Here is a 20,702-nt window from a genome sequence, read left to right on the forward strand (position 1 = left end):
GTCATTACAAAAGGAATGGCGAAGCTTCTTAGAGAATATAACTCCGCCATTGGGTTCTGACATCAATCATCAAGATGCTTGTTAGAATAATGCGATAAATGCGATTACGATTGCAATGATCGGTAGGGCCTCAACAAGGGCTACCCCGATAAACATTGTAGTTTGAAGTGTTCCACGTAGTTCTGGTTGACGAGCGATCCCTTCGACTGTTGCACGGACAATGTTAGATACACCAAGACCTGCACCAAGTGCAGCAAGACCTGCGGCAATTGCAGCTGCTAAAGCTTCCATAAGTAAAATCCTCCTTAAAAATGTATGTTTGAAAATATAATATTTAATAAGCTCTTGGAATAAAGAGCAAATTCCCAATGACTAGTGATCTTCTTCAACTTTATGGGCCATGTAAACCATTGTCAGCATTAAGAAAATAAATGCCTGGATTGCCCCGATGAAAATACTGAATGCCTGCCAGGCTACCATTGGAGCTACACCAACCATCGCCCCGACCAGGCCGCTTCCTCCCAAACCTGCGAGAAGAGCAAGCAAGATTTCTTTTGCGTAAAGGTTACCAAACAAACGCATTCCAAGCGTCAAGGTGTTAGCTACTTCCTCGACAAGCTTGAGCGGGAATAAGAATGGCACAGGTTTGAAATAATCTGCTCCATATGCTTTGAATCCCTTCATCTTAATACCGTAATAGTGGGTCAGTACAATTACAAAGACCGCAAAGGTTAATGTAATAACTGGATCGGCTGTTGGAGATTTCCACCAAACCTCATGACCTGGTTCAGCTACGATCATAAATGGGATCCCCAGCATGTTTGCTACGAAAATGAATAGAAATAAAGTAATCCCCAGACCGAAGAATCTTTCACCTTTCTTCCAGTCCATTGTACTGTTGATGATGTTTCTTACGAAGTCGATGATCCATTCGAACACATTTTGTAATCCAGTTGGTTTCATCTGAATACTTCTTGCGCTGAAGATACCTATTAATGCCACAATAATAGCTGTCACTGTGATCATCATGATGTTTGAAAGGTTGACTGAGAGCCATCCAATACCAAATAGCCCTTCCACAATGGGTGCACCGTGATCCACGAGTTCTCACCTCTTTCCCTGTAATTTGCTGTTGCCTAGAGCATTCTTGTTCTTAGTGCTTGGCCCTTTTTCACCGCTTACTGCTTTGATAAGCGTCTGATTTGCAATAAGGCATGGACAAGAATCAAAATATAAGGTGTCATCAAACCGACAACAAGTCCAACAATGTGGAATGTGTCAGGATAACGTATTGCTAAGAGTGCAAGCAAACCTGCAAGCGCCAGGCGCGAGACTGTTCCTATTGTAAAAAACTTCTTCCCCTTGTCGATTGCTTCATTAAGCTTCGTTATCTTACGGTACATGCTCCAAAGCATGTACAAGCTGAATAAAGCTCCTAAACTCAGGCTAAGAAAAAGCGTCTCATAAGGAGTGAATCCCCAGCCAAGCACATATAATGCGGTCAGATAGAGGGTGTACTGAGTGTACTGTTTGATCATTAGGCTAAAATCTTTCATTCATCATCGTCTCCCAGGTAATGCCCGAGCAGACGGACTAGTCCGTACACTCCTGCCCCAAGACCGCCAAGGATGCCTAACACTAAAAAGAGAGGCTCTGTGCCCAACAAGCCATCAAGCCACCTTCCTCCGAAAATTCCAACGAGGAGAGGCCCTACAAGATAAGATAAGACAGAACTCATCAGCGCGATGGCCCGAAAGTCTTGTGGAGGTTTCTTTTGATTGCTCATGCCAGCCCCCATACACGGTAATATAGGTGAAAAAGCACCTTCCTGCTTGTGCACAATCCTACAAAGTCGAAGGACACACCTGTTTCCAGGCTTTTGCATAATACAGGCACTTTAAGAATTTACCTTGCGGGTAGAACTGATTTTCATTCCACATAATGCTTCATTGAACCAGCTAAAGAGATTTGTATGTAAACCCTCTCATATACCCTTAGTCATCGTACAATAGGGAAAAACATCTGTCAATGTCGTTAAATAAGAAAAAAACTGTTAAATCAAGGGTTTCCCCAATTTTATTTAATGTGTCAATTGCGTGACATTTTTCACAATAATTTTTGGTGCCTGGCACCTCTGTCGTTTTGTAATATTTGACATCCTGTTATCCTTTTTTGACAGGATTATTTGTATTTTTATATTACATTACCGGTGAGGTGCCAGGCACCCTGCAAAAAAAGCCGGAGGTCTTCTGGAGACCTCCGGCCATCTACTGTACCTCCTCTTTTTCGTCGGAAAAGAGGATTTCGTTTTCATCTAACAAGATAAGTGTTTCATACACATCTTCCTGGTCTTTATGTCTTGCAAAGATCACAGCCATATACAGTCCGTTTTCCACAGGGAGATCATTAAAGGGGATGACCTTTTCGAATAGTCCCTTATTGATATTCTTACTTTTATCAAGGGTGCCAACGTAGGCTGCCGTGTCCGGGTCATACAGGGCAATTTCCAGCTCCTCTGCCCCTCCTGGCAAGTACACTTCATATTTGAAGCCTTTTTTTTCTGGTTCTGGTTCTAGTTGAAAAGCACTGACTCTCGGATAATTCGGTTCATTAACAAAGAGGAGAAACGGCAGGTGAATGGTTTCCTTCCCTCCCTCTATCAAAAGCTCTCCGTCAAGGCGTTCGTAAGAGGCAAGCTCCGGATTAATATCAAGTTCAACCGTCACTTCCTTTTTCTCACCTGGCTCTAAAATAACAGGCATCGGCAGGCGCCACCGCAATCCCACTCCAAGACCTGAAGGTGCAGAAAAGGTGTAGGTCCTCTTGCGGTCTGTATGATTTTCAATGGTCACCTTCTGCTTTTGTTTCTCTTCAGGCTGGGCTGACTCCCATACGCCAAAGGACAAAGCTCCTGGATGTACTAATGTGTCAGCTTCCACCGCTTTTGGTATGTCTATTCTCCCAGCTCCTTGCACAAAGGGAGGATATCGATGGTCTTCGTTATCTTTTAACGCCACTGCGGTATTCATCAAGGCTGCTTTAATCTGAAGAGGTGACCAGTCAGGATGAGCCTGTTTTAAAAGAGCTGCGGCACCAGCTACGTGAGGAGCAGCCATGCTAGTGCCGTTTAGTGCAAGATAGCCATTTGGTACAGTGCTGTCTATTTCCACTCCTGGAGCCACTACATCCGGTTTAATATCCCATGATTGCGTAACTGGCCCCCGTGAGCTGAATAGTGCCATGTGATCCACTTCTTCTTCAAAAGTTGTACGGATCACTGTAGCTGCGGATTCTTTTGCAGCCTGATCTTCTTTTATTGCTTTGGATAAAAACTCTCCGTCTTCCTTGGAAATACTGATCGCAGGAATGTTGGATGCTTGTTCTGTCCCGGCTGCAAATGGACCGGAAACATTGTTATAAATCAGAACAGCTGTGGCTCCCGCTTTTTCTGCATTTTTTATTTTTGCGCTAATTGAAATACCGCCTCTTTCTATTAGAACCGCCTTCCCCCTTACAGATGTTAAATCATCTTCAAGGCCAAGGCCCCCTTCCACTAAAGGAAGATCCCTTTGGAAGGTCCACGGCAGACTCCCTTGAATAGATAAGATAGGAATGGAACGGTCATTTTGCGAAAACAAAGTAAGCACAGGGATTTTCAAGGGAGGCATGGAAGCACCGACCGATATTGCCTTCTCACTCGTTCCTGGAGAACCTACGCTCCACATATCTGGTCCGCTGTTTCCATTTGAGGTGACGGTTACAATCCCCGCTTCTGTCGCCTTATCCAATGCTTCACTAGTCGGCCAGTCCGGTCCATTTATAGGACTGCCAAGTGAAAGATTTAAAACGTCCACTTTGTCTTCCATGGCTTTTTCTATTGCTGCAAGGATCTGCTCCGTTGAACCATGCCCACCAGGGCCCAGGGCACGGTATACGTAAAGGTCGGCTTCCGGCGCTACTCCCCGTACTGTCCCGTTAGCTGCGATAATACCCGACACATGTGTTCCATGAAGAGTTCCCTTCCCCTTCCTGGATTTAGTCTCCATAGGATCCTCATCATCATCTACGAGATCATATCCTTGTTTATAGTTTTTTTGAAGATCCGGATGATTATAGTCGATGCCTGTATCAATGACACCTACTTTCACACCTTTTCCTGTGAGACGAACTCCATTTTCATCAAGCTTATTTCTAATATCCTCGGCTCCAATAAAGCGAATGCTTTCGTTGAGAGAAGCTTCATAGGCGACCGCCTGGTGGCTGTTTTTTACGCCCTCTATAGATTCTAGACGTGGAATATCTTTTTCAAAAAGAGAAACGGACAGACCATAAAATGCATTTTTGTAGCTTTGCCCTACTTCCGTGTCCGGCAACTGCTTCTCAATCCTGTCTTTAACTGCATCCAGGTCTTCACTGTTTTCCACTGAGATTATAACGGTGGTCCTGTCATCTACGGCGTAGGCATCATAGATTGTCAACGGGGACCATACAAAATTGAATATTATAATAAGCTGGAGGACTATCATCAATTTGTGTTTACCCACTTATGCGCTCCTCCCTCTTTTTTTGCTTATCTTTTCAAAAACAAGAAAAAAATATTCATAAGCGGGGTCCTTGTTTGGGGGGTATATTGGGGTGCATTTTTAGGGGTTTTTGAGTGCATTTTTGGGTGCCTGGCACCCCAGCCTCTTGTAACATTTCAAACTGACGCTCTCCTCTCCCGACAAAGGTTCCAGGAGTTTTTGTGTTACAGTCTCTCTCCGGTGCTTGGCACCACATACGGCAAGTCTGTTGGTGGATGACAAATAGTTGCAGCACAAAAAAACTGGCTCACTCAATATTGAATGAACCAGTTTTTTATAACGGCCGAAAGGTATCCGGCTTATCTTCTTTCTTCCCAAAGTAATGGAGAATTGCCTCGGTAATTCTTCGTGAAGCTTCACCATCGCCATAGGGGTTAGATGCCTTTGCCATTCCTTCATAAGTGTTGCGGTCAGTTAACAGCTCTTTTGTAAGGCTGTAGATCCGTTCTTCATCTGTTCCGGCAAGCTTCAAGGTTCCAGCTTCAATTCCTTCTGGTCGCTCTGTTGTGTTTCGAAGTACGAGCACAGGCTTCCCCAGGGAAGGAGCTTCTTCCTGAATGCCCCCTGAATCCGTTAAAATGATCTCTGCCCTTGATGCGAAGTTATGGAAATCGAGCACTCCCAAAGGTTCAATCAGGTGAATGCGGGGATTATTCCCTAAAATGTCGTCTGCTGCTTCACGAACTGCAGGGTTTAAGTGAACCGGATAAATGACCTGTACGTCTTCATGCTCTGTCACAATGCGCTTGATTGCTCTAAACATCCCCCGCATAGGATCGCCCAGATTTTCTCTGCGGTGAGCAGTCATTAAAATAAGACGATCATCACCCAATTTATCAAGAGCTTCATGCTGGTAGTCCTCAGAAACGGTTGTTTTCAGGGCGTCAATTGCTGTATTCCCTGTAACATATACATGTTCAGACTTTTTATTTTCATCTAATAGATTCTTTTCAGCCTTTTCTGTAGGAGCAAAGTGAAGATCGGCCATGACGCCTGTCAGCTGACGATTCATTTCTTCAGGAAAAGGCGAGTACTTGTCCCACGTTCGCAGACCAGCTTCTACGTGACCGACAGCAACTTGATTATAATAAGCTGCCAGACCAGCCGCAAAAGTGGTAGTCGTATCCCCATGAACAAGGACCACGTCCGGCTCCACTTTTTTGATGACATCATCCAGACCTTCAAGAGCTCTTGTCGTCACGCCTGCCAGTGTCTGTCTGGCCTGCATGATTTGCAGGTCGTAGTCTGGTTTTATATCAAAAACCTCCAGCACCTGGTCAAGCATTTCTCGGTGCTGCCCCGTTACCGTTACAATCGGCTCAATCTCTTCTGAGTATTTTTTCAGCTCTAAAACAAGAGGTGCCATTTTAATGGCTTCAGGTCTTGTTCCAAAAACAGTCATGACTTTAATCTTTTTTCCCACGTTCGCCGCTCCTTGGTTCATTGGTCTGCCGTACCTAATAGATGAATGTTACTTCGTTCCAAAAAGACGGTCGCCGGCATCACCGAGACCAGGGACAATGTAGCCTTTTTCGTTTAGCTTCTGGTCAAGAGCCCCCAGGTAAATTTCCACGTCAGGATGTGCTTCCTGAACCACTTCTACACCTTCTGGAGCAGCAATTAAACACATGAGCTTAATGTTGGTGGCTCCCCGTTTTTTGATACTGTTAATGGCTTCAGCTGCTGAACCGCCGGTAGCCAGCATTGGATCAATAACGATAAACTCACGCTCTTCCACGTCGCTAGGGAGTTTCACGTAGTATTCAACAGGCTGGAGAGTTTCAGGGTCACGATAAAGTCCAACATGCCCTACTTTAGCAGCCGGTATTAAATCAAGAATTCCATCTACCATTCCAAGTCCTGCACGAAGAATGGGAACAAGGCCAAGCTTTTTCCCTGCAAGGGTGTATGACTGAGCGGGACCGACTGGAGTCTCCACTGTCACTTCCTGCAATTGAAGATTTCTTGTGATTTCAAAAGCCATTAAAGCTGCTACTTCGTCTACGAGCTCGCGAAATTCTTTCGTGCCTGTTTTTACGTCTCGAATGAATGTTAGTTTATGTTGGATCAACGGATGATCTAAAACATGTACTTTACCCATGAATGCATGCGCTCCTTTTTCTTAAAAGCTTACGTGCCAGATTATATATTCTTTGAAGATTCTACAGAAAAAGAGCTCTTCCTTCAAGAGATGTTAAAAAGCGTTATGATTCTGAAAATATTTGTCAGTTTTCTTGTTGGTCTTTTCATGCAGCCTGCAAATTGGCCTCTTCCACTTCGGTCGCTTCCCCGCTGCACTGCACTTCTCCTCTCACCCTGGCTGGATAAAAGGTGGAATGTTACAGGAATATTACAGAATGGCAGGGTGCCAGGCACCGAAAAAAAAGGCAAGAATCGCGAAAAAAAGCAGAAGCCTGCTTTGGCTTCTGCTTTCTCATACACCTTTTTTACAGGTTTTCGTACATTGGGAACTGCTCTGTTAATGCTTTGACGCGGTCTTTGGCTTCTTGGAGTTTTTCCTCATTGTCATGGTTTTTAAGAGTTAGGGCCATGATGGCGCCTACTTCTTCCATTTCTTTTTCTCCGAATCCGCGGGAGGTTACAGCTGCCGTCCCAATACGGATACCGCTTGTTACAAACGGGCTTTCCGGATCGTAAGGAATCGCATTTTTGTTTGTCGTTAAGCCGACTTCATCAAGAGCTTTCTCCGCTACTTTTCCAGTGATGCCAAGCTTGCGCAAGTCCAATAAAAGCAAGTGGTTGTCGGTGCCGCCGGAAACGAGATCCACTCCGCCTTCTACAAGAGCTTCACCGAGCTTCTTCGCATTCTTAATGATATTTTGGCCGTAGGTTTTGAAGTCATCCTGAAGAGCTTCTCCAAAAGCTACTGCTTTTGCTGCAATCACGTGCATAAGGGGGCCGCCCTGCAAGCCAGGGAATACCGATTTGTCTATTTTCTTTGCAAATTCTTCGTTGCAAAGAACCATACCGCCGCGAGGCCCGCGAAGTGTCTTATGAGTCGTTGTCGTTACAAAGTGAGCATGAGGAACTGGGCTTGGGTGGTCTCCTGTTGCGACTAATCCAGCAATATGAGCCATGTCGACCATTAAGTAAGCTCCTACTTCATCAGCGATTTCGCGGAACTTTGCAAAATCAATTTCACGCGGGTAGGCACTTGCTCCGGCAACGATGAGCTTTGGCTTGCTCTCTTTTGCAATAGCAAGTACGTCATCATAGTCAATACGCTGCTCGTCTTCAGTCACTCCGTATTCCACAAAGTTGTACTGTACCCCACTGAAGTTAACCGGGCTTCCGTGTGTCAAGTGGCCGCCGTGGGAAAGATTCATTCCAAGTACAGTGTCTCCTGGCTCAAGGATCGTAAAGTATACGGCCATGTTAGCCTGGGCACCTGAATGAGGCTGGACGTTGACATGCTCTGCCCCAAATAATTCCTTTGCACGGTCACGGGCAATATCTTCAGCTACGTCTACGTATTCACATCCGCCATAATACCGGCGGCCAGGGTATCCTTCTGCATACTTATTCGTAAGAACAGAGCCCTGTGCTTCCATCACCGCTTCGCTTACAAAGTTCTCTGAAGCAATTAGTTCGATTTTGTCACGCTGGCGGCCAAGCTCTGCTTGAATCGCTTCAAATACCTTTGGATCTTGCTTTTTTACGTTCTCCATGAAAATGGTGTCCCCTTTCGTTCCCTTACTTGAATATGTTCGTTATTTACTGTCATATTATATACCAAGACCTATTGTAACACGTTATTTTCTTTTAAAAACGTATTTTATTTGATTTTTATAAAAAAATATTAAGAATTCAGTTATTTTTCTACTATGGGATAACGAGCTCTTGAACCGCCGATAAGTTTGGGGCGGGTTTTCGCCATAGTCAGGTGTGCGGCTCCAATTTCCTTAATAGAGCTTCGCACCGGTATGGCTACGTGTTTTAAATGCATTCCAATCAATGTGTCACCTATATCTATGCCCGCGTCTGCCTTCACAAATTCAGTGACTACCGGATCCCTGAATTGCTGGTAAGCATAGGAAGCCATCGCCCCGCCGGCCTTCGCGTGAGGCACGACTGTCACTTCTTCCAGTGAGAACCTTTCTGCGGTACGGCTTTCAATAACCAGTGCCCGGTTAATGTGCTCACAGCCCTGAAAGGCCAGATGCACACCCGTTTTTTCCTGAAATTCCTGCAAGACGCTGAATATTTCCTCCGCAGCTTCCTCTGAACCCGCTGAACCGATTCTTTTACCAAGGACTTCACTTGTACTGGCACCAATCAAAAAGATATGGCGATCATTCAGGGTGACGACATCACTTAATTCCTGCAGTGCCGTAGACAAGCTTTCTCTTATCTCCGTTTGGATATTCACGTTTTCACCCCTTATAAACAATCCCTCCTCTTAGGGAATATCCATAAGAGAAGGGACCCATTTTCTTATTTTCAACGCACAGCCACATACGCAGCCTGGAACGCCAGGAATTTTCTCCGTGCCCGTTGCTTTTCAACCAGTTGTTCTCTTAGCCTTCAAGATTTGTAATCTTTTGAACACGGTTCGCATGGCGTCCGCCTTCATAATCAGTCGTCAGCCACACTTTGGCGATTTCAAGTGCAAGGCCCGGTCCAATCACGCGCTCACCCATAGCAAGAACGTTGCTGTCATTATGAGCTCTCGTTGCTTTAGCACTAAACAAATCATGAACCAGCGCACAGCGGATCCCTTTTACTTTATTGGCAGCAATGGACATGCCAATGCCTGTCCCGCAAATAAGAATGCCTCTGTCTGCTTCTCCGCTTGCCACCTTTTCAGCTACTGGTGAAGCGTAATCAGGGTAATCCACAGAGTCAGTACAGTCACAGCCGACATCCTCAAAGCTTATATTTAACTCATCAAGCAGACCTTTGATTTCTTCTTTTAAATGATAGCCGCCGTGGTCGGCGCCAATTGCTACTTTCATGGAATAAATCCTCCTTGTTGTTCATGATACCCTTTCCTATACAGGATATCCTTTATGGAGATGAATTGCACCATGTATTTATATTGTAAATTTATCGATGGTGAGCTTCAATTTTTTTGCTTGTTCAGAGAGCTCCTGAGCTTTCTCTGTACATTTCTCCATAACTTGTGTCTGTTCTTCTGTAGCCGAAGACACTTCGAGTGCTCCTGCGGACGTTTCTTCTGCAATGGCGGCAACCTCCTGCGTTTCCTGGGAGGTACCCTGGATGGCCTTCAGCTGCCTATCAATTAATTCTGTAATATGATCAACGGCTTGTACAACCACCTCGACTGATGCTTCCATTTCCCCGATCGCCTGGTGTGTTTCGGTTCCTTTTTTGGACTCTTGCTGAGCCGCCAGTACCTGGTCTTTAATTTTAAAGACCACATTCTGTACTTCACCTTGGATGTTCTTAATGACTTCAGATACACTTTGGACAGCTGAAGAGCTTTCGTCTGCAAGCTTTCTCACTTCTTCGGCTACTACTGCAAATCCTCTGCCCTGTTCACCGGCCCTTGCTGCTTCAATGGATGCATTTAAAGCGAGTAAGTTTGTCTGGCCGGCAATGTCACCTACAAGAGAAATAATCTCTTCTACTTTTCCAGCCTGCTTGTCCAGCGCTTCAACGGCTAGCAGAGAATCTTGATTATCTCTTTCCATTTGCTTAATCCCGCCTACTAACGAATCAGTTACACTCCGGCTTTTCTTCAGGGTATCGACCATTTTTCTCGTAGACTCTTTGGATGACTCAGCCTTACTATGTACTTCTTCCGCAATTCTAGTGATATCCTCCATAGAGTCGGCAGTGTTTTGGATCGCATAGGCTGAGCTTTCAGCTCCTGCTGAGATTTCATCAATGGTGCCGGCAATCCCGGCTGCCCGGTTCGATGCCGTCTCTGAAGCAAGTGTAATATCAGCCACTTTCTGGCTCGTTTCCTGAAAATTTGTTTCAATATCATGAACCATGGCTCTCAGACTGCCAAGCATTTCATTATAAGCAAGGCCTAATGCTCTTAGCTCATCATCCGATTTGGTTACAGCCACATTTTCCTGAATGTTTCCCCCTGCTGCTGTTCGTGCAGCAGCTTCCAGCCTTGCCAAAGGCTTTGTAATGAACGGAGCTGCCAAGAATGCCAGCAGAATACTCCACAAACAGCCTAAAACAAGTGTTAGAACAATAAAGGAATCACCGGTCACTCCCCAGGCTTCAGAAATCACATCCACGAGAAAAAAGATAAAAAATCCACTTGTCCCGTACGTGATTAGTGATACTATGCTGATTCCCAGGACCAGCTTTTTCCGAATACTAAAAACATACTTCTGTCCCCCCATAGCCCCCACCTTTTCTAGTCAAGTTTTTGTATTACTTTATCTAGAAGGGCATCCAGTTCTCTGGCTGTGTTCCGGTAATCTTCTATCGTGCCGCCTATCGGATCGCTAATATCCCCGTGATTTTCATCATTAGCAAATTCCTTAATCGTAAAAGCTTTCTCTGCAGCGGCCGGAAACTTTGCAGCCAGAAGCTGAAAATGACTTTTCGTCATTGTTAAAATTAAATCTGCCCACTCTACTAGTTCTCTATCGACAAGTCGGGCAGAATGGTTTAGCGGGATCTCTCTTTCATTTAGGACAGAGGTTGTCCCTTCAGAGGCTCCCATGCCGGGAAAAGCATGAACCCCTGCTGATTTTATTTCGACTTGCTCCCCAGCTTTTTTCTTCATTAAAGCTTCTGCCATCGGGCTCCGGCACGTGTTTCCTGTGCAAACAAACAATATTTTTTTCATGATGGCACCCTTTCTTTTCCTGCATTTTTTCTATTATTTTAGCACAAACATTCATAATTCAATACGAAGCAATAGGCAAGCCGGCAAAAAATTCGTTACTCCCTCAAGATAAGCAGCAGCCTTACTGAATCACCAAAAGTTCAACCCTTTATTCTCTACATGTCGAATTGTGCTCCTTATGTAGACCACAAATCTAAAAGAGCGTCCCGTCACTATCATCTTTTTTTACAGAGGTAAAAGAAGCTTTACACCAAAAGCAAGGAGTATTCCTCCGCCAAGCATTTCGCCGTAAGAACCGACCACCCCTTTGGCATGAGTGCCTAAAAATAAACCTACCCACGTTGCTACAGCACTCGTAAGGCCAAAAAGAAGAAGGACCGCTACAATCTTTGCTCCTACAATGCCAAGAGTAATACCTACCGAAAATGAATCCAGGCTTACAAGCAAGGCAAACAGCAACAGCCCAAGTCCTCTTGGTGTAATGGAGTTATTTTCGCTGCTGGACCCGATCCCAGCCCAGATCATATGCAGACCGATTAAAATTAAAAGCCCTCCTCCCACCCAAAGAGCCAGCTGTTCAAAAGAAGAGGCAATCCATTTGCCGCCGGCAATCCCGGCTAAAGGCATCAATATATGAAACATTCCGATTGTGCTTGCAATTTTCGGCCTTTCCCTTACTTTGATTCCGTTCATTCCCATTGCAAGCGACATAGAAAAGGCATCCATGCCAAGAGCGACAGCGATAATGCCCAGTACTATCCATTCTTCCATGCCGTCCCCTCCCCCAAATCTGCTTTTATAACCCTATGCAGGAGGGGATGGGAATAGACAGGCTTTTTAAGACATAAGTACTGCGAGAAACTGGTCTCAAAAATAAACGTTCCTCCAAACCTCTGGCTTGATTGAGCCGAAATTTCGGCCTGTCACAGCCACATCCTCGGCCTCTCTATTAAAAAATGACTCAGCTCTTTTCTTCCTCAATCAAGGTAAACGACTACAATCACAGCGCTTACCAAACTATTTTTCCTTTTTTAAAGAAAGTTGGCATGCTCTTTGCAAGAAAAAGGGGTGAAACTTTGATTTATATGAGGAGGAGATCAAATGGTAGAAGAAAAGGTGTATGGATTCTTTATTCCAAGTGTCAACTTAATGGGAGTAGGAGCAGTGAATGAAGCCGGGGAAAGAATCAAGAACCTCGGAATGAAAAAATCTCTCATTGTAACGGATGAAGGACTTTATAACATGGGTGTGGCAGACGATGTGGCCAACATCATTAAAGCCGCCGGTGTTGATGTTGAAATCTTCCCTGGTTCCGAACCAAATCCTACGGATCTCAATGTGGCAGCAGGTCTTGAGGTGTATGAGTCTTCAGGATGCGACTCGATCGTCTCTCTTGGCGGGGGAAGCTCTCACGACTGCGCGAAAGGCATCGGCCTTGTTGCTTCTAATGGAGGAAGAATTCACGATTATGAAGGTGTGGATCAATCCACTAACCCGCTCCCTCCTCTTGTAGCTATCAATACAACTTCTGGAACAGCCAGTGAAATGACCCGCTTCTGCATCATCACAGATACAGAGCGAAAAGTAAAAATGGCGATCGTTGATAAACATACGACGCCAAAAATTTCGATAAATGATCCTATTTTAACAGTGAAAAAGCCGGCAGGACTTACTGCAGCTACAGGAATAGACGCCCTTACTCATGCGGTGGAGGCCTATGTTTCTACTGATGCTACTCCTATCACCGATGCATGCGCTCTGCAAACGATGCGTCTTGTCAGCAAGTACTTACGCGCCGCGGTAGCAAACGGCGAAGATATTGAAGCGAGAAACCAGATGTCATATGCTCAGTTCCTTGCTGGTATGGCCTTTAACAATGCATCCCTTGGCTATGTGCACGCGATCGCCCACCAGTTCGGAGGCATTTATAACTTCCCTCATGGCGTGTGTAATGCGATCCTTCTTCCCCACGTCGAGCGCTTTAACTTAATGTCCAAGCCTGAGCGCTTTGCTGACATTGCCGAAGCTCTCGGTGAAAACATTGAAGGGCTGTCCAAGCGTGCTGCTGCAGAAAAAGCGATTGAAGCGATTGAAACGCTGTGTAAGGACGTAGGGATCCCAGATGGCTTCGCTGAAATGGGAGCCAAAGAAGAGGATATTGAAACCCTTGCCATCCACGCGATGAATGATGCATGCGCCTTAACCAATCCTCGAAAAGCCACCTTAGAAGATATAAAACAAATCGTGGCTGCTTCCTATAACAGAAAGCCGGCCGAAAAAGCGCAGACATTGTAAAACAAACAGGACACCCGGCGGTAGGAAGCTACAGGCCGGGTTTTCTATAAAAAAGGAGGTCCACTTATGATTTATTCAAAGCCAGGAGAAAAAGATGCCCTCGTATCCTTTAAAGCAAGATATGATAATTTCATTGGAGGCGAGTGGACACCCCCTGTAAATGGAAACTACTTTGATGTGTATACTCCAGTCACCGGGCAGACCTTTTGCCAGGTCGCCCGTTCTACTTCTGAGGACATAGAGAAAGCGTTAGATGCAGCTCACAAAGCAAAGGAAAGCTGGGGAAAAACATCAGCAGGCGAACGGTCTCTTCTTCTCCAGAGAATCGCTGACAGGATGGAAGAAAATCTTGAAAAGCTTGCGGTAGCTGAAACCTGGGACAATGGGAAAGCGGTGCGTGAAACGTTAAACGCAGATTTGCCTTTAGCTGTTGACCATTTTCGTTATTTTGCCGGAGTCATTCGCGCTCAGGAAGGGTCCCTCAGCCAAATTAACAACGACACAGTCGCTTACCATTTTCATGAGCCTCTCGGTGTGGTCGGGCAGATTATTCCCTGGAACTTCCCTCTCCTTATGGCAACATGGAAAGTGGCGCCTGCTTTGGCTGCCGGAAACTGCATTGTTTTAAAGCCGGCAGAACAGACCCCTGCTTCTCTTATGGTTATTCTTGAGCTTATTCAGGATCTTCTGCCTCCGGGAGTATTAAATGTAGTAAATGGATTTGGCGTCGAAGCGGGAAAGCCTCTTGCTTCAAATAAAAGAATTAATAAAATCGCCTTTACCGGAGAAACAACCACGGGACGATTGATCATGCAATATGCTTCAGCAAATATTATCCCTGTGACACTTGAGCTTGGGGGAAAATCCCCAAATATCTTCTTTGAAGACGTAATGGAAAAGGATGATGCCTTTTTAAATAAAGCCATTGAAGGCATGGTTATGTTTGCGTTAAATCAGGGAGAAGTGTGTACTTGCCCTTCTCGCGCCTTAATTCATGAATCGATATATGACGACTTTATGGAACGCGCGCTCAAGCGTGTAAAAGAAATACAGACAGGAAATCCACTTGATCCAAATACGATGATGGGTGCCCAGGCATCAACAGAACAAGTGGAAAAGATTCTTTCTTATATAGATATTGGTAAACAAGAAGGAGCGACGCTCCTTACCGGCGGGGGAAGAAATGAATTGAACGGTGAGTTAAAGGATGGCTATTACATTCAGCCAACCATTTTTGAGGGAAATAACAGGATGCGTATTTTTCAGGAAGAAATTTTCGGACCTGTCTTATCTGTAACGACCTTTAAAGACGATCAGGAAGCCTTATCGATTGCAAATGATACCCTTTATGGGCTGGGGGCAGGTGTATGGACAAGAGATTTCCATACCTCTTACCGTTTTGGCAGAGAAATTGAGGCTGGCCGTGTATGGACGAACTGCTATCACGACTACCCTGCCCATGCAGCATTCGGCGGCTACAAAATGTCGGGAATCGGGAGGGAAAATCATTTGATGATGCTAAGCCACTACCAGCAAACGAAAAATTTACTCGTAAGCTATAGTAAAGACGCTCTTGGATTCTTTTAACATGTACTAGTCACGCAATCCTTCTGTTTCGAAAAAACTATCTATATTCCGGGGTGATTCTATGACGGAAGCATTGTATGATCAATCTTATTTTTCCCGAATTCTTGAGTTTTCACAACTTTCACCAGAGTCCTTTCAAGCCTTTATCCAATTTGACCAAAGCGTCATGGAAAATGGTATTCTTTCCGTTAAGCTTAAAGAGTTAACAGCGGTGGCTGTTGCTCATACAACCGGATGCCCGTACTGCATTGAGGTTCATGTCGGAAACCTCAAAGAAGCCGGAGGCACCAAAGAGGAAATGAGCGAAGCGATTTTTGTAGCCACGGCTCTTAAAGCCGGCTCAGCCGCTGCTCACGGTGTAAATGCTCTTAATGCCTATGACGGAGAATCCGACGGCTCCCTTTACAAAAAAGAATATTTTGCACGGATGAAAGAGTTTTCAGATTTGAGTGGAGAGAGCTTTGCTTCCTTTATTGATTTTGACCAAAAAGCCTTGAAGGAAGGGGCGCTTACTGTAAAAGAAAAAGAGCTGATTGCTGTGGCGGTCGCCCATACCACAGGATGCCCGTACTGCATTTAGGTTCACATTGAAGGTGCCAGAAAAGCCGGTGCAATTAAAGAGGAAGTAGCAGAGGTGATCATGGTCGCTACCGCGTTAAAAGCGGGGTCAGCCCTGGCTCACGGAGTGAATGCTTTAAATTCTTTTGATTCGTAACCAGCATAGTCACAATCACATATGGGACACAGAGGACTGAGGCCAAGCAGAACGCAGCTGCTTTTCACTGCCGGTCCTCTTTTTCTTTGGGAGAGCGTCTCTTGGCTCCTTCCTTACAGTGATGATATCTGATTTAAGCAATAGGCCTACGTTCGGAAACTAACTCAAGCAGATGTTCAACACATCGAGCCTAGTTCAAGATCAACCTGGTAACATTGCAATATATATTCAGTAGCCTCCCAAGGATTCATGCTTCCGTTGGTCTATCCAGAAGATGGAGTCCCTTTTTCATTTAATATATAACGAATCTTTCTCATCGTAATGTCCAGCTGCCTGGCCGCTTCCCGTCGATTTCCATACGTCTGCTGAAGAGTTTTCTCTACAAATGACTGCCCGGTAACCTGCTCAAGCTCCTTCACCTTATCTAATACCTCATCCAGAGGAGGCGGTTCCTCCTGATGCCATAAGGAAAGTACATGACTTGTCCATTCTTTAAGGTAGCGTTCAAACTCAGCAGTGGAGTGGCTGCTGCTTTCCTTCTTTTGAGGTATCTCCACAGCGGCACCGGCTTCCTTTTCTGCTGGAGATGCGTGAAAGGTATGAGGCAGAAGAGAAACAGGAATCATTGTGGTCTCTTCGTCTGCAAGGGCAATTGCCCGGGAAATGACATTAGACAGCTCACGGATATTCCCGGGCCAGTGGTACTTCTTCATTCTCGACATGGCTTCGCTGCTGAATGTCATGTCAGGACGTTCGCTTTGACTGACTAAAAAAGCTGTGAGCTCATCAAGATCATCCACCCGTTCACGTAGAGGAGGGATCGTAAGCTTGACTACATTCAGCCGGTAGAGAAGGTCTTCACGAAAGGCTTTTTCTTTGACTGCTTCCTGCAAATCCTGGTGACTTGCGGCCAGAATTCTTGCATTGGTTCGTTTTACTTTTTCACTTCCTACCGGGTAATACTCTCTTGCTTCAAGCACCCGAAGAAGTTTCACCTGAGTTTGGGGAGAAGCTTCGGCGATTTCATCCAGAAAAAGAGTCCCCTGACTTGCAAGCTCAAAGAGCCCTCTCCTGGTTTCCACGGCTCCGGTAAATGCTCCCTTTTCATGGCCGAATAATTCACTTTCCAAAAGCTGCTCAGAGAGAGCCCCGCAATTTACCCCAATAAACCTTTCCTTTCTGCGATGACTTGCCATATGAATAAACCTGGCAAGCACCTCTTTGCCGCTTCCGGTTTCTCCTTCTATCAACACGCTAAGCTGTTTTTGGGCTATTTTATAGGCAAAGGCCGCAAGGTAACTCATGGCCTCAGAGGATCCCAGAAAAAAGCCTGCCTGATCAGCAATGGCTTGCACATGCTTTTCCATTTGATTTGTTCCATTTTCAAGCAAGCCATCTATTTGCTCCTCAAGCTTATCGATATCATCAAAGGGCTTTTCAACAAAATCATTGGCTCCTGCCTTGATGGCATCTACAGCTGTTTTGACAGTGCTGAAGCCCGTCATAATCAATGTTTTGCAGGAGGGCTGTTCCCGCTTTAACTCTCTTAACAGTGTCAGTCCATCAGCATCAGGAAGACGAACATCCAAAATGGCGAGATCAAACTGTTTTTCCTTTATGTGTTTGTAAAAGTCGGTTCCATTTAACCCTGTAGTCACATGATACGTTTTTAATGTAAGCAAATGAGATAAAAAAGTGCAGATTTCACGTTCATCATCAATAATCAGGATATTCTTCATGTGTGCCTCCTTTTAGCCGGCAGCAGCAGGGTAAAACAACTCCCTTTTCCTTCTTCACTCGTTACAGTCAGCATGCCGCCATGGGCCTTTGCAATTCCAAGGCTTACGGATAACCCCAGCCCTGTTCCTTTATCTGTTTCTTTTGTCGTATAAAAAGGATGAAAGATTTCCGTTTGCAGCCGAGGAGGGATTCCTTTGCCGTTATCGGACACTGTTAATTCCACCCACTCCTCTCCTTCTTTGAAAATCGCTTTTGTTTCAATCAAGATACACTTCTCTTCTTTCTCTTCTTCTAAAAGGACATCCTTGGCGTTTAATAAAAGGTTGATGATCGTCTGCTCAATTTGCTGCATGCTTCCGTTAAACGCAGGCAGCTCAGAAGCAAGGGTAACCGTCACCTGTATATGCTGACGTTCAATTTGATATTTTACTAAGCTCAGTACCTGCTCTACAGCCTGGTTCAAGGAGCACTCCTGAAACATGTACTCATCCTGCCTGGAGAATGTCAGTAAGTTTCTAATGATATGCTTGCAGCGGTCTCCGCAGTTTCGAATGTCTGTTAACAGCTCATAGCTTATGTCTTTTTGATCGGCCTGGCGTAAAAGGAGCTGGGCATTGCCAAGAATGGCGGTGAGAGGACTGTTCAGCTCATGAGCAACTCCCGCAGCCATTTCCCCGATCGCGGCAAGCTTGCCCGACTGCATGAGCTGAGCTTCAATATGTGTTCGCTTTGTTACGTCTTTTATATATAAAAGAATGCCGTGAAGCTGGTTATCATCGGTGATAACGGGATACGTATTCATCTCGCAAATTCGATTTTCCTCCAAAACGAGTCGGGCATGCTGGGACTGGCTGAAATCAAGCTCTTCTCCTTTGCTCTTTGGATGGCGAAACAGAATGTCAGCGTAGTGTCTTCCGATAATTTCACCAGGTTTCACTTTAAAAAAGTTCAACACAGCCTGGTTAAATCGCAGAATTTTTTCCTCTTCACTAATTAGAAACAGCATATCTTCTACGGCATTAAAGGTGGACTCCCATTCTTTTTTTCCCTGGAGAACCGCATTGTAAAGACGTGAATTCTCTATGCAGACAGCAAGCTGATCGGCAAATTGCTGAAAAAAGGAAAGATCATCCTCACTGTAGGCTGCAAATTCCTTGCTTCCAAGGCTCAACACCCCAAGGACACGCTCTTTACTTAAAAGAGGAAGAGCGAGGACACTTTCCATACCCAGCTTTTCAAAGGTGTGCCGCTCGATATATGGAACCTCCTCCTTTTTCAAAGGGAACGAGTACAAGGTGGCCCTCTTTTGATAGGTAGCCTCCCAGTAAAGAGATTCATCGGATGGAAGCTTTGAGCCTACCTGAAGAAACTTGGAGTCAAGGGGATAAACATTTGTCAGGATTAACTCTCCTTCTTCAAGAAGACTGAGACTGATCCTTGAAACCGAGTACACCCTTTGCAATTTTTCCAGGACGTTTTTTAACATGTCGTCAATATCCATGTTGACGTTAAAGCTTTTAAGACTTTCATTCATAATTTCAAGGTTAATATTCTTTTTTTCCAGCTCCTGAATTGTTTTTTTCAGCTCGGTATAATAATTCATTTTCGAAGATTTGACGCCTGTCAGGTGCTCAATCATCGTCTGCTTATTCTCCATAGCTCTCTCTCCTTCTAAGCTGCTTTCTAACCATTACAGCGCCTGCTTGCAAATGGCTATGATATCTTTCGTAGAGATATCCCGGGGATTTGTGATCATGCAGGCATCCTCAATGGCATCCTCCGCTATAAGCGGGAGGTCATCTTCTGTAATGCCCAAAGCACTCAACGTATGAGGAGCTTCTATGTCCTTTGATAACCGTCTGACCATATCTATCGCTTCCCTGCCGGCTTCTTCATCCGACAGTCCGGTGACATCCTTGCCCATTGCTTTAGCAATTTCTTTGTACCGCTTTGGGCACGCAATCAAATTAAAATCCATTACATAAGGGAGGAGCACAGAATTAATGACGCCATGAGCAAGCTCAAATCGCCCCCCTATCGCATGGGAAATCGCATGAACCGCCCCCAAAATAGCGTTGGAAAAAGCAATTCCCGCCTGGAGGCTTGCCATGGCCATATGAAGCTTTGCTTCTTCATTTGTTTTCGATGCAACGGAAGGCCGAAGATTGGAAGACACCAGTTTCATTGCATTTTTTGCCTGTACGTCGGTAAGAGGAGTCGCTGCCACACTAACATAGGATTCAATGGCGTGAGACAGAACATCCAGACCAGTGGAAGCAGTTAAGTAACTGCTTTTCGTCATTAAGGTTAAAGGATCAGTAATTGAAATATCGGGAACAAGAGATTTTGAGACAATCGTCATTTTCTTCTTTCTTTCTGAGTCAACTATAACTGAAAATTGGGACACTTCAGAGCCTGAACCAGCCGTCGTTGAGATCATGACTAATGGCGGCAGAGGATGGGCAATTTGATTGACTCCTTCATACTGAGCAATTTCTCCTCCGTTTGTTGCTATAATGGCAATTGATTTGGCTACATCAAGCACGCTCCCTCCGCCTATTCCTATGACAGCATCACACTCATTCTCCACGTATCTTTGAGAACCTTTTTGAACTTCAAGATCGCTCGGGTTTGTGGTCACTTCAAAAAAAGTGGAAAAAGATAATCCTGCTTCCTCGCATGTCGTAATCACTTTGTCTGCCCATCCTGCTTCGATAACCCCTGGATCACTTACAATGAGTACTTTTTTGGCGCCAAGCCGCAGGCAGCTGTCTCCTGCCTGTTCAATTGAACCATTGCCAAAAATAATCTCTGGAGTGATAAATTTGGTCATTTTCATTTACACTCAGCTCTTTCTATTTGGATATAGGGGGAAATCCTATGTATTCGCTTTCCTGAACATAGATATGTATTTCGAGAAAAACAACCGTTTTCCTTCCTCGTGTCCCCCATTTCCGAAGCGATGCGGGGGCTTTTGGGGGTA

18 protein-coding genes and 1 pseudogene are annotated in these 20,702 nt (G+C 45.1%); 3 read left to right on the top strand and 16 right to left on the bottom strand.

What is annotated here, in order from left to right:
* Window positions 1-81: 81 nt before the first annotated feature.
* From atpE to CEF17_RS15890, 13 genes are all read right to left on the bottom strand, one after another.
* Complete coding sequence (atpE, locus tag CEF17_RS15825; RefSeq protein ID WP_054637075.1) at window positions 82-291, bottom strand: F0F1 ATP synthase subunit C; 210 nt, start codon at window positions 289-291, stop codon at window positions 82-84.
* 81 nt (window positions 292-372) lie between these two features.
* A complete protein-coding gene (gene atpB / locus CEF17_RS15830) occupies window positions 373-1,101 on the bottom strand; it encodes a F0F1 ATP synthase subunit A (RefSeq protein WP_054637074.1) in 729 nt (242 codons plus the stop codon).
* 77 nt (window positions 1,102-1,178) lie between these two features.
* On the bottom strand, window positions 1,179-1,556 hold the full coding sequence (locus CEF17_RS15835; RefSeq protein WP_100400384.1) for an ATP synthase subunit I: 378 nt from the start codon (window positions 1,554-1,556) through the stop codon (window positions 1,179-1,181).
* Window positions 1,553-1,786: an AtpZ/AtpI family protein gene (locus tag CEF17_RS15840; protein ID WP_054637090.1), complete on the bottom strand. Its 234-nt coding sequence runs from the start codon at window positions 1,784-1,786 to the stop codon at window positions 1,553-1,555. The genes CEF17_RS15835 and CEF17_RS15840 overlap by 4 nt, the downstream gene beginning before the upstream one ends.
* A gap of 481 nt (window positions 1,787-2,267) precedes the next feature.
* Window positions 2,268-4,544: a S8 family serine peptidase gene (locus CEF17_RS15845; RefSeq protein WP_100400385.1), complete on the bottom strand. Its 2,277-nt coding sequence runs from the start codon at window positions 4,542-4,544 to the stop codon at window positions 2,268-2,270.
* Window positions 4,545-4,857: 313 nt separating this feature from the next.
* On the bottom strand, window positions 4,858-6,006 hold the full coding sequence (wecB, locus tag CEF17_RS15850) for a non-hydrolyzing UDP-N-acetylglucosamine 2-epimerase (protein ID WP_100400386.1): 1,149 nt from the start codon (window positions 6,004-6,006) through the stop codon (window positions 4,858-4,860).
* Between the two features lie 48 nt (window positions 6,007-6,054).
* Window positions 6,055-6,684: a uracil phosphoribosyltransferase gene (gene upp, locus CEF17_RS15855; protein WP_100400387.1), complete on the bottom strand. Its 630-nt coding sequence runs from the start codon at window positions 6,682-6,684 to the stop codon at window positions 6,055-6,057.
* Window positions 6,685-7,030: 346 nt separating this feature from the next.
* Window positions 7,031-8,272, bottom strand: a complete 1,242-nt coding sequence (glyA, locus tag CEF17_RS15865; protein ID WP_100400389.1) for a serine hydroxymethyltransferase — start codon at window positions 8,270-8,272, stop codon at window positions 7,031-7,033.
* Between the two features lie 143 nt (window positions 8,273-8,415).
* Window positions 8,416-8,988, bottom strand: a complete 573-nt coding sequence (locus CEF17_RS15870; RefSeq protein ID WP_442857461.1) for a TIGR01440 family protein — start codon at window positions 8,986-8,988, stop codon at window positions 8,416-8,418.
* Between the two features lie 133 nt (window positions 8,989-9,121).
* Complete coding sequence (gene rpiB / locus CEF17_RS15875; RefSeq protein WP_100400390.1) at window positions 9,122-9,559, bottom strand: ribose 5-phosphate isomerase B; 438 nt, start codon at window positions 9,557-9,559, stop codon at window positions 9,122-9,124.
* A gap of 78 nt (window positions 9,560-9,637) precedes the next feature.
* The gene (locus CEF17_RS15880; protein ID WP_100400391.1) at window positions 9,638-10,930 is read right to left on the bottom strand and encodes a methyl-accepting chemotaxis protein; all 1,293 of its coding nucleotides are present in this window, start codon (window positions 10,928-10,930) and stop codon (window positions 9,638-9,640) included.
* 14 nt (window positions 10,931-10,944) lie between these two features.
* The gene (locus CEF17_RS15885; protein WP_054637070.1) at window positions 10,945-11,382 is read right to left on the bottom strand and encodes a low molecular weight protein arginine phosphatase; all 438 of its coding nucleotides are present in this window, start codon (window positions 11,380-11,382) and stop codon (window positions 10,945-10,947) included.
* Window positions 11,383-11,607: 225 nt separating this feature from the next.
* Window positions 11,608-12,153: a manganese efflux pump MntP gene (locus CEF17_RS15890; protein WP_100400392.1), complete on the bottom strand. Its 546-nt coding sequence runs from the start codon at window positions 12,151-12,153 to the stop codon at window positions 11,608-11,610.
* Window positions 12,154-12,483: 330 nt separating this feature from the next.
* On the opposite strand from CEF17_RS15890, the gene CEF17_RS15895 reads away from it, so the two are divergent.
* The 3 genes and pseudogenes from CEF17_RS15895 (at window position 12,484) to CEF17_RS15905 (ending at window position 15,979) form a co-directional block, all read left to right on the top strand.
* Window positions 12,484-13,677: an iron-containing alcohol dehydrogenase gene (locus CEF17_RS15895; RefSeq protein WP_100400393.1), complete on the top strand. Its 1,194-nt coding sequence runs from the start codon at window positions 12,484-12,486 to the stop codon at window positions 13,675-13,677.
* A gap of 66 nt (window positions 13,678-13,743) precedes the next feature.
* On the top strand, window positions 13,744-15,264 hold the full coding sequence (gene adh / locus CEF17_RS15900) for an aldehyde dehydrogenase (RefSeq protein ID WP_100400394.1): 1,521 nt from the start codon (window positions 13,744-13,746) through the stop codon (window positions 15,262-15,264).
* A 61-nt stretch (window positions 15,265-15,325) separates the two neighbouring features.
* Window positions 15,326-15,979: pseudogene (locus CEF17_RS15905) on the top strand (carboxymuconolactone decarboxylase family protein).
* A gap of 263 nt (window positions 15,980-16,242) precedes the next feature.
* Here the strand turns inward: CEF17_RS15905 and CEF17_RS15910 are convergent.
* From CEF17_RS15910 to CEF17_RS15920, 3 genes are read right to left on the bottom strand one after another with little or no spacing between them, the layout of a single operon-like run.
* Window positions 16,243-17,718, bottom strand: coding sequence for a sigma-54-dependent transcriptional regulator (locus CEF17_RS15910; protein WP_100400395.1), 1,476 nt, complete (start codon window positions 17,716-17,718; stop codon window positions 16,243-16,245).
* Complete coding sequence (locus CEF17_RS15915) at window positions 17,715-19,376, bottom strand: ATP-binding protein (RefSeq protein ID WP_100400396.1); 1,662 nt, start codon at window positions 19,374-19,376, stop codon at window positions 17,715-17,717. The genes CEF17_RS15910 and CEF17_RS15915 overlap by 4 nt, the downstream gene beginning before the upstream one ends.
* A gap of 33 nt (window positions 19,377-19,409) precedes the next feature.
* Window positions 19,410-20,558, bottom strand: coding sequence for an iron-containing alcohol dehydrogenase (locus tag CEF17_RS15920; RefSeq protein WP_100400397.1), 1,149 nt, complete (start codon window positions 20,556-20,558; stop codon window positions 19,410-19,412).
* Between the last annotated feature and the right edge of the window lie 144 nt (window positions 20,559-20,702).

The organism is Bacillus sp. FJAT-44742 (assembly GCF_002797315.1).
GTDB lineage: Bacteria > Bacillota > Bacilli > Bacillales > Marinococcaceae > Thalassorhabdus > Thalassorhabdus alkalitolerans.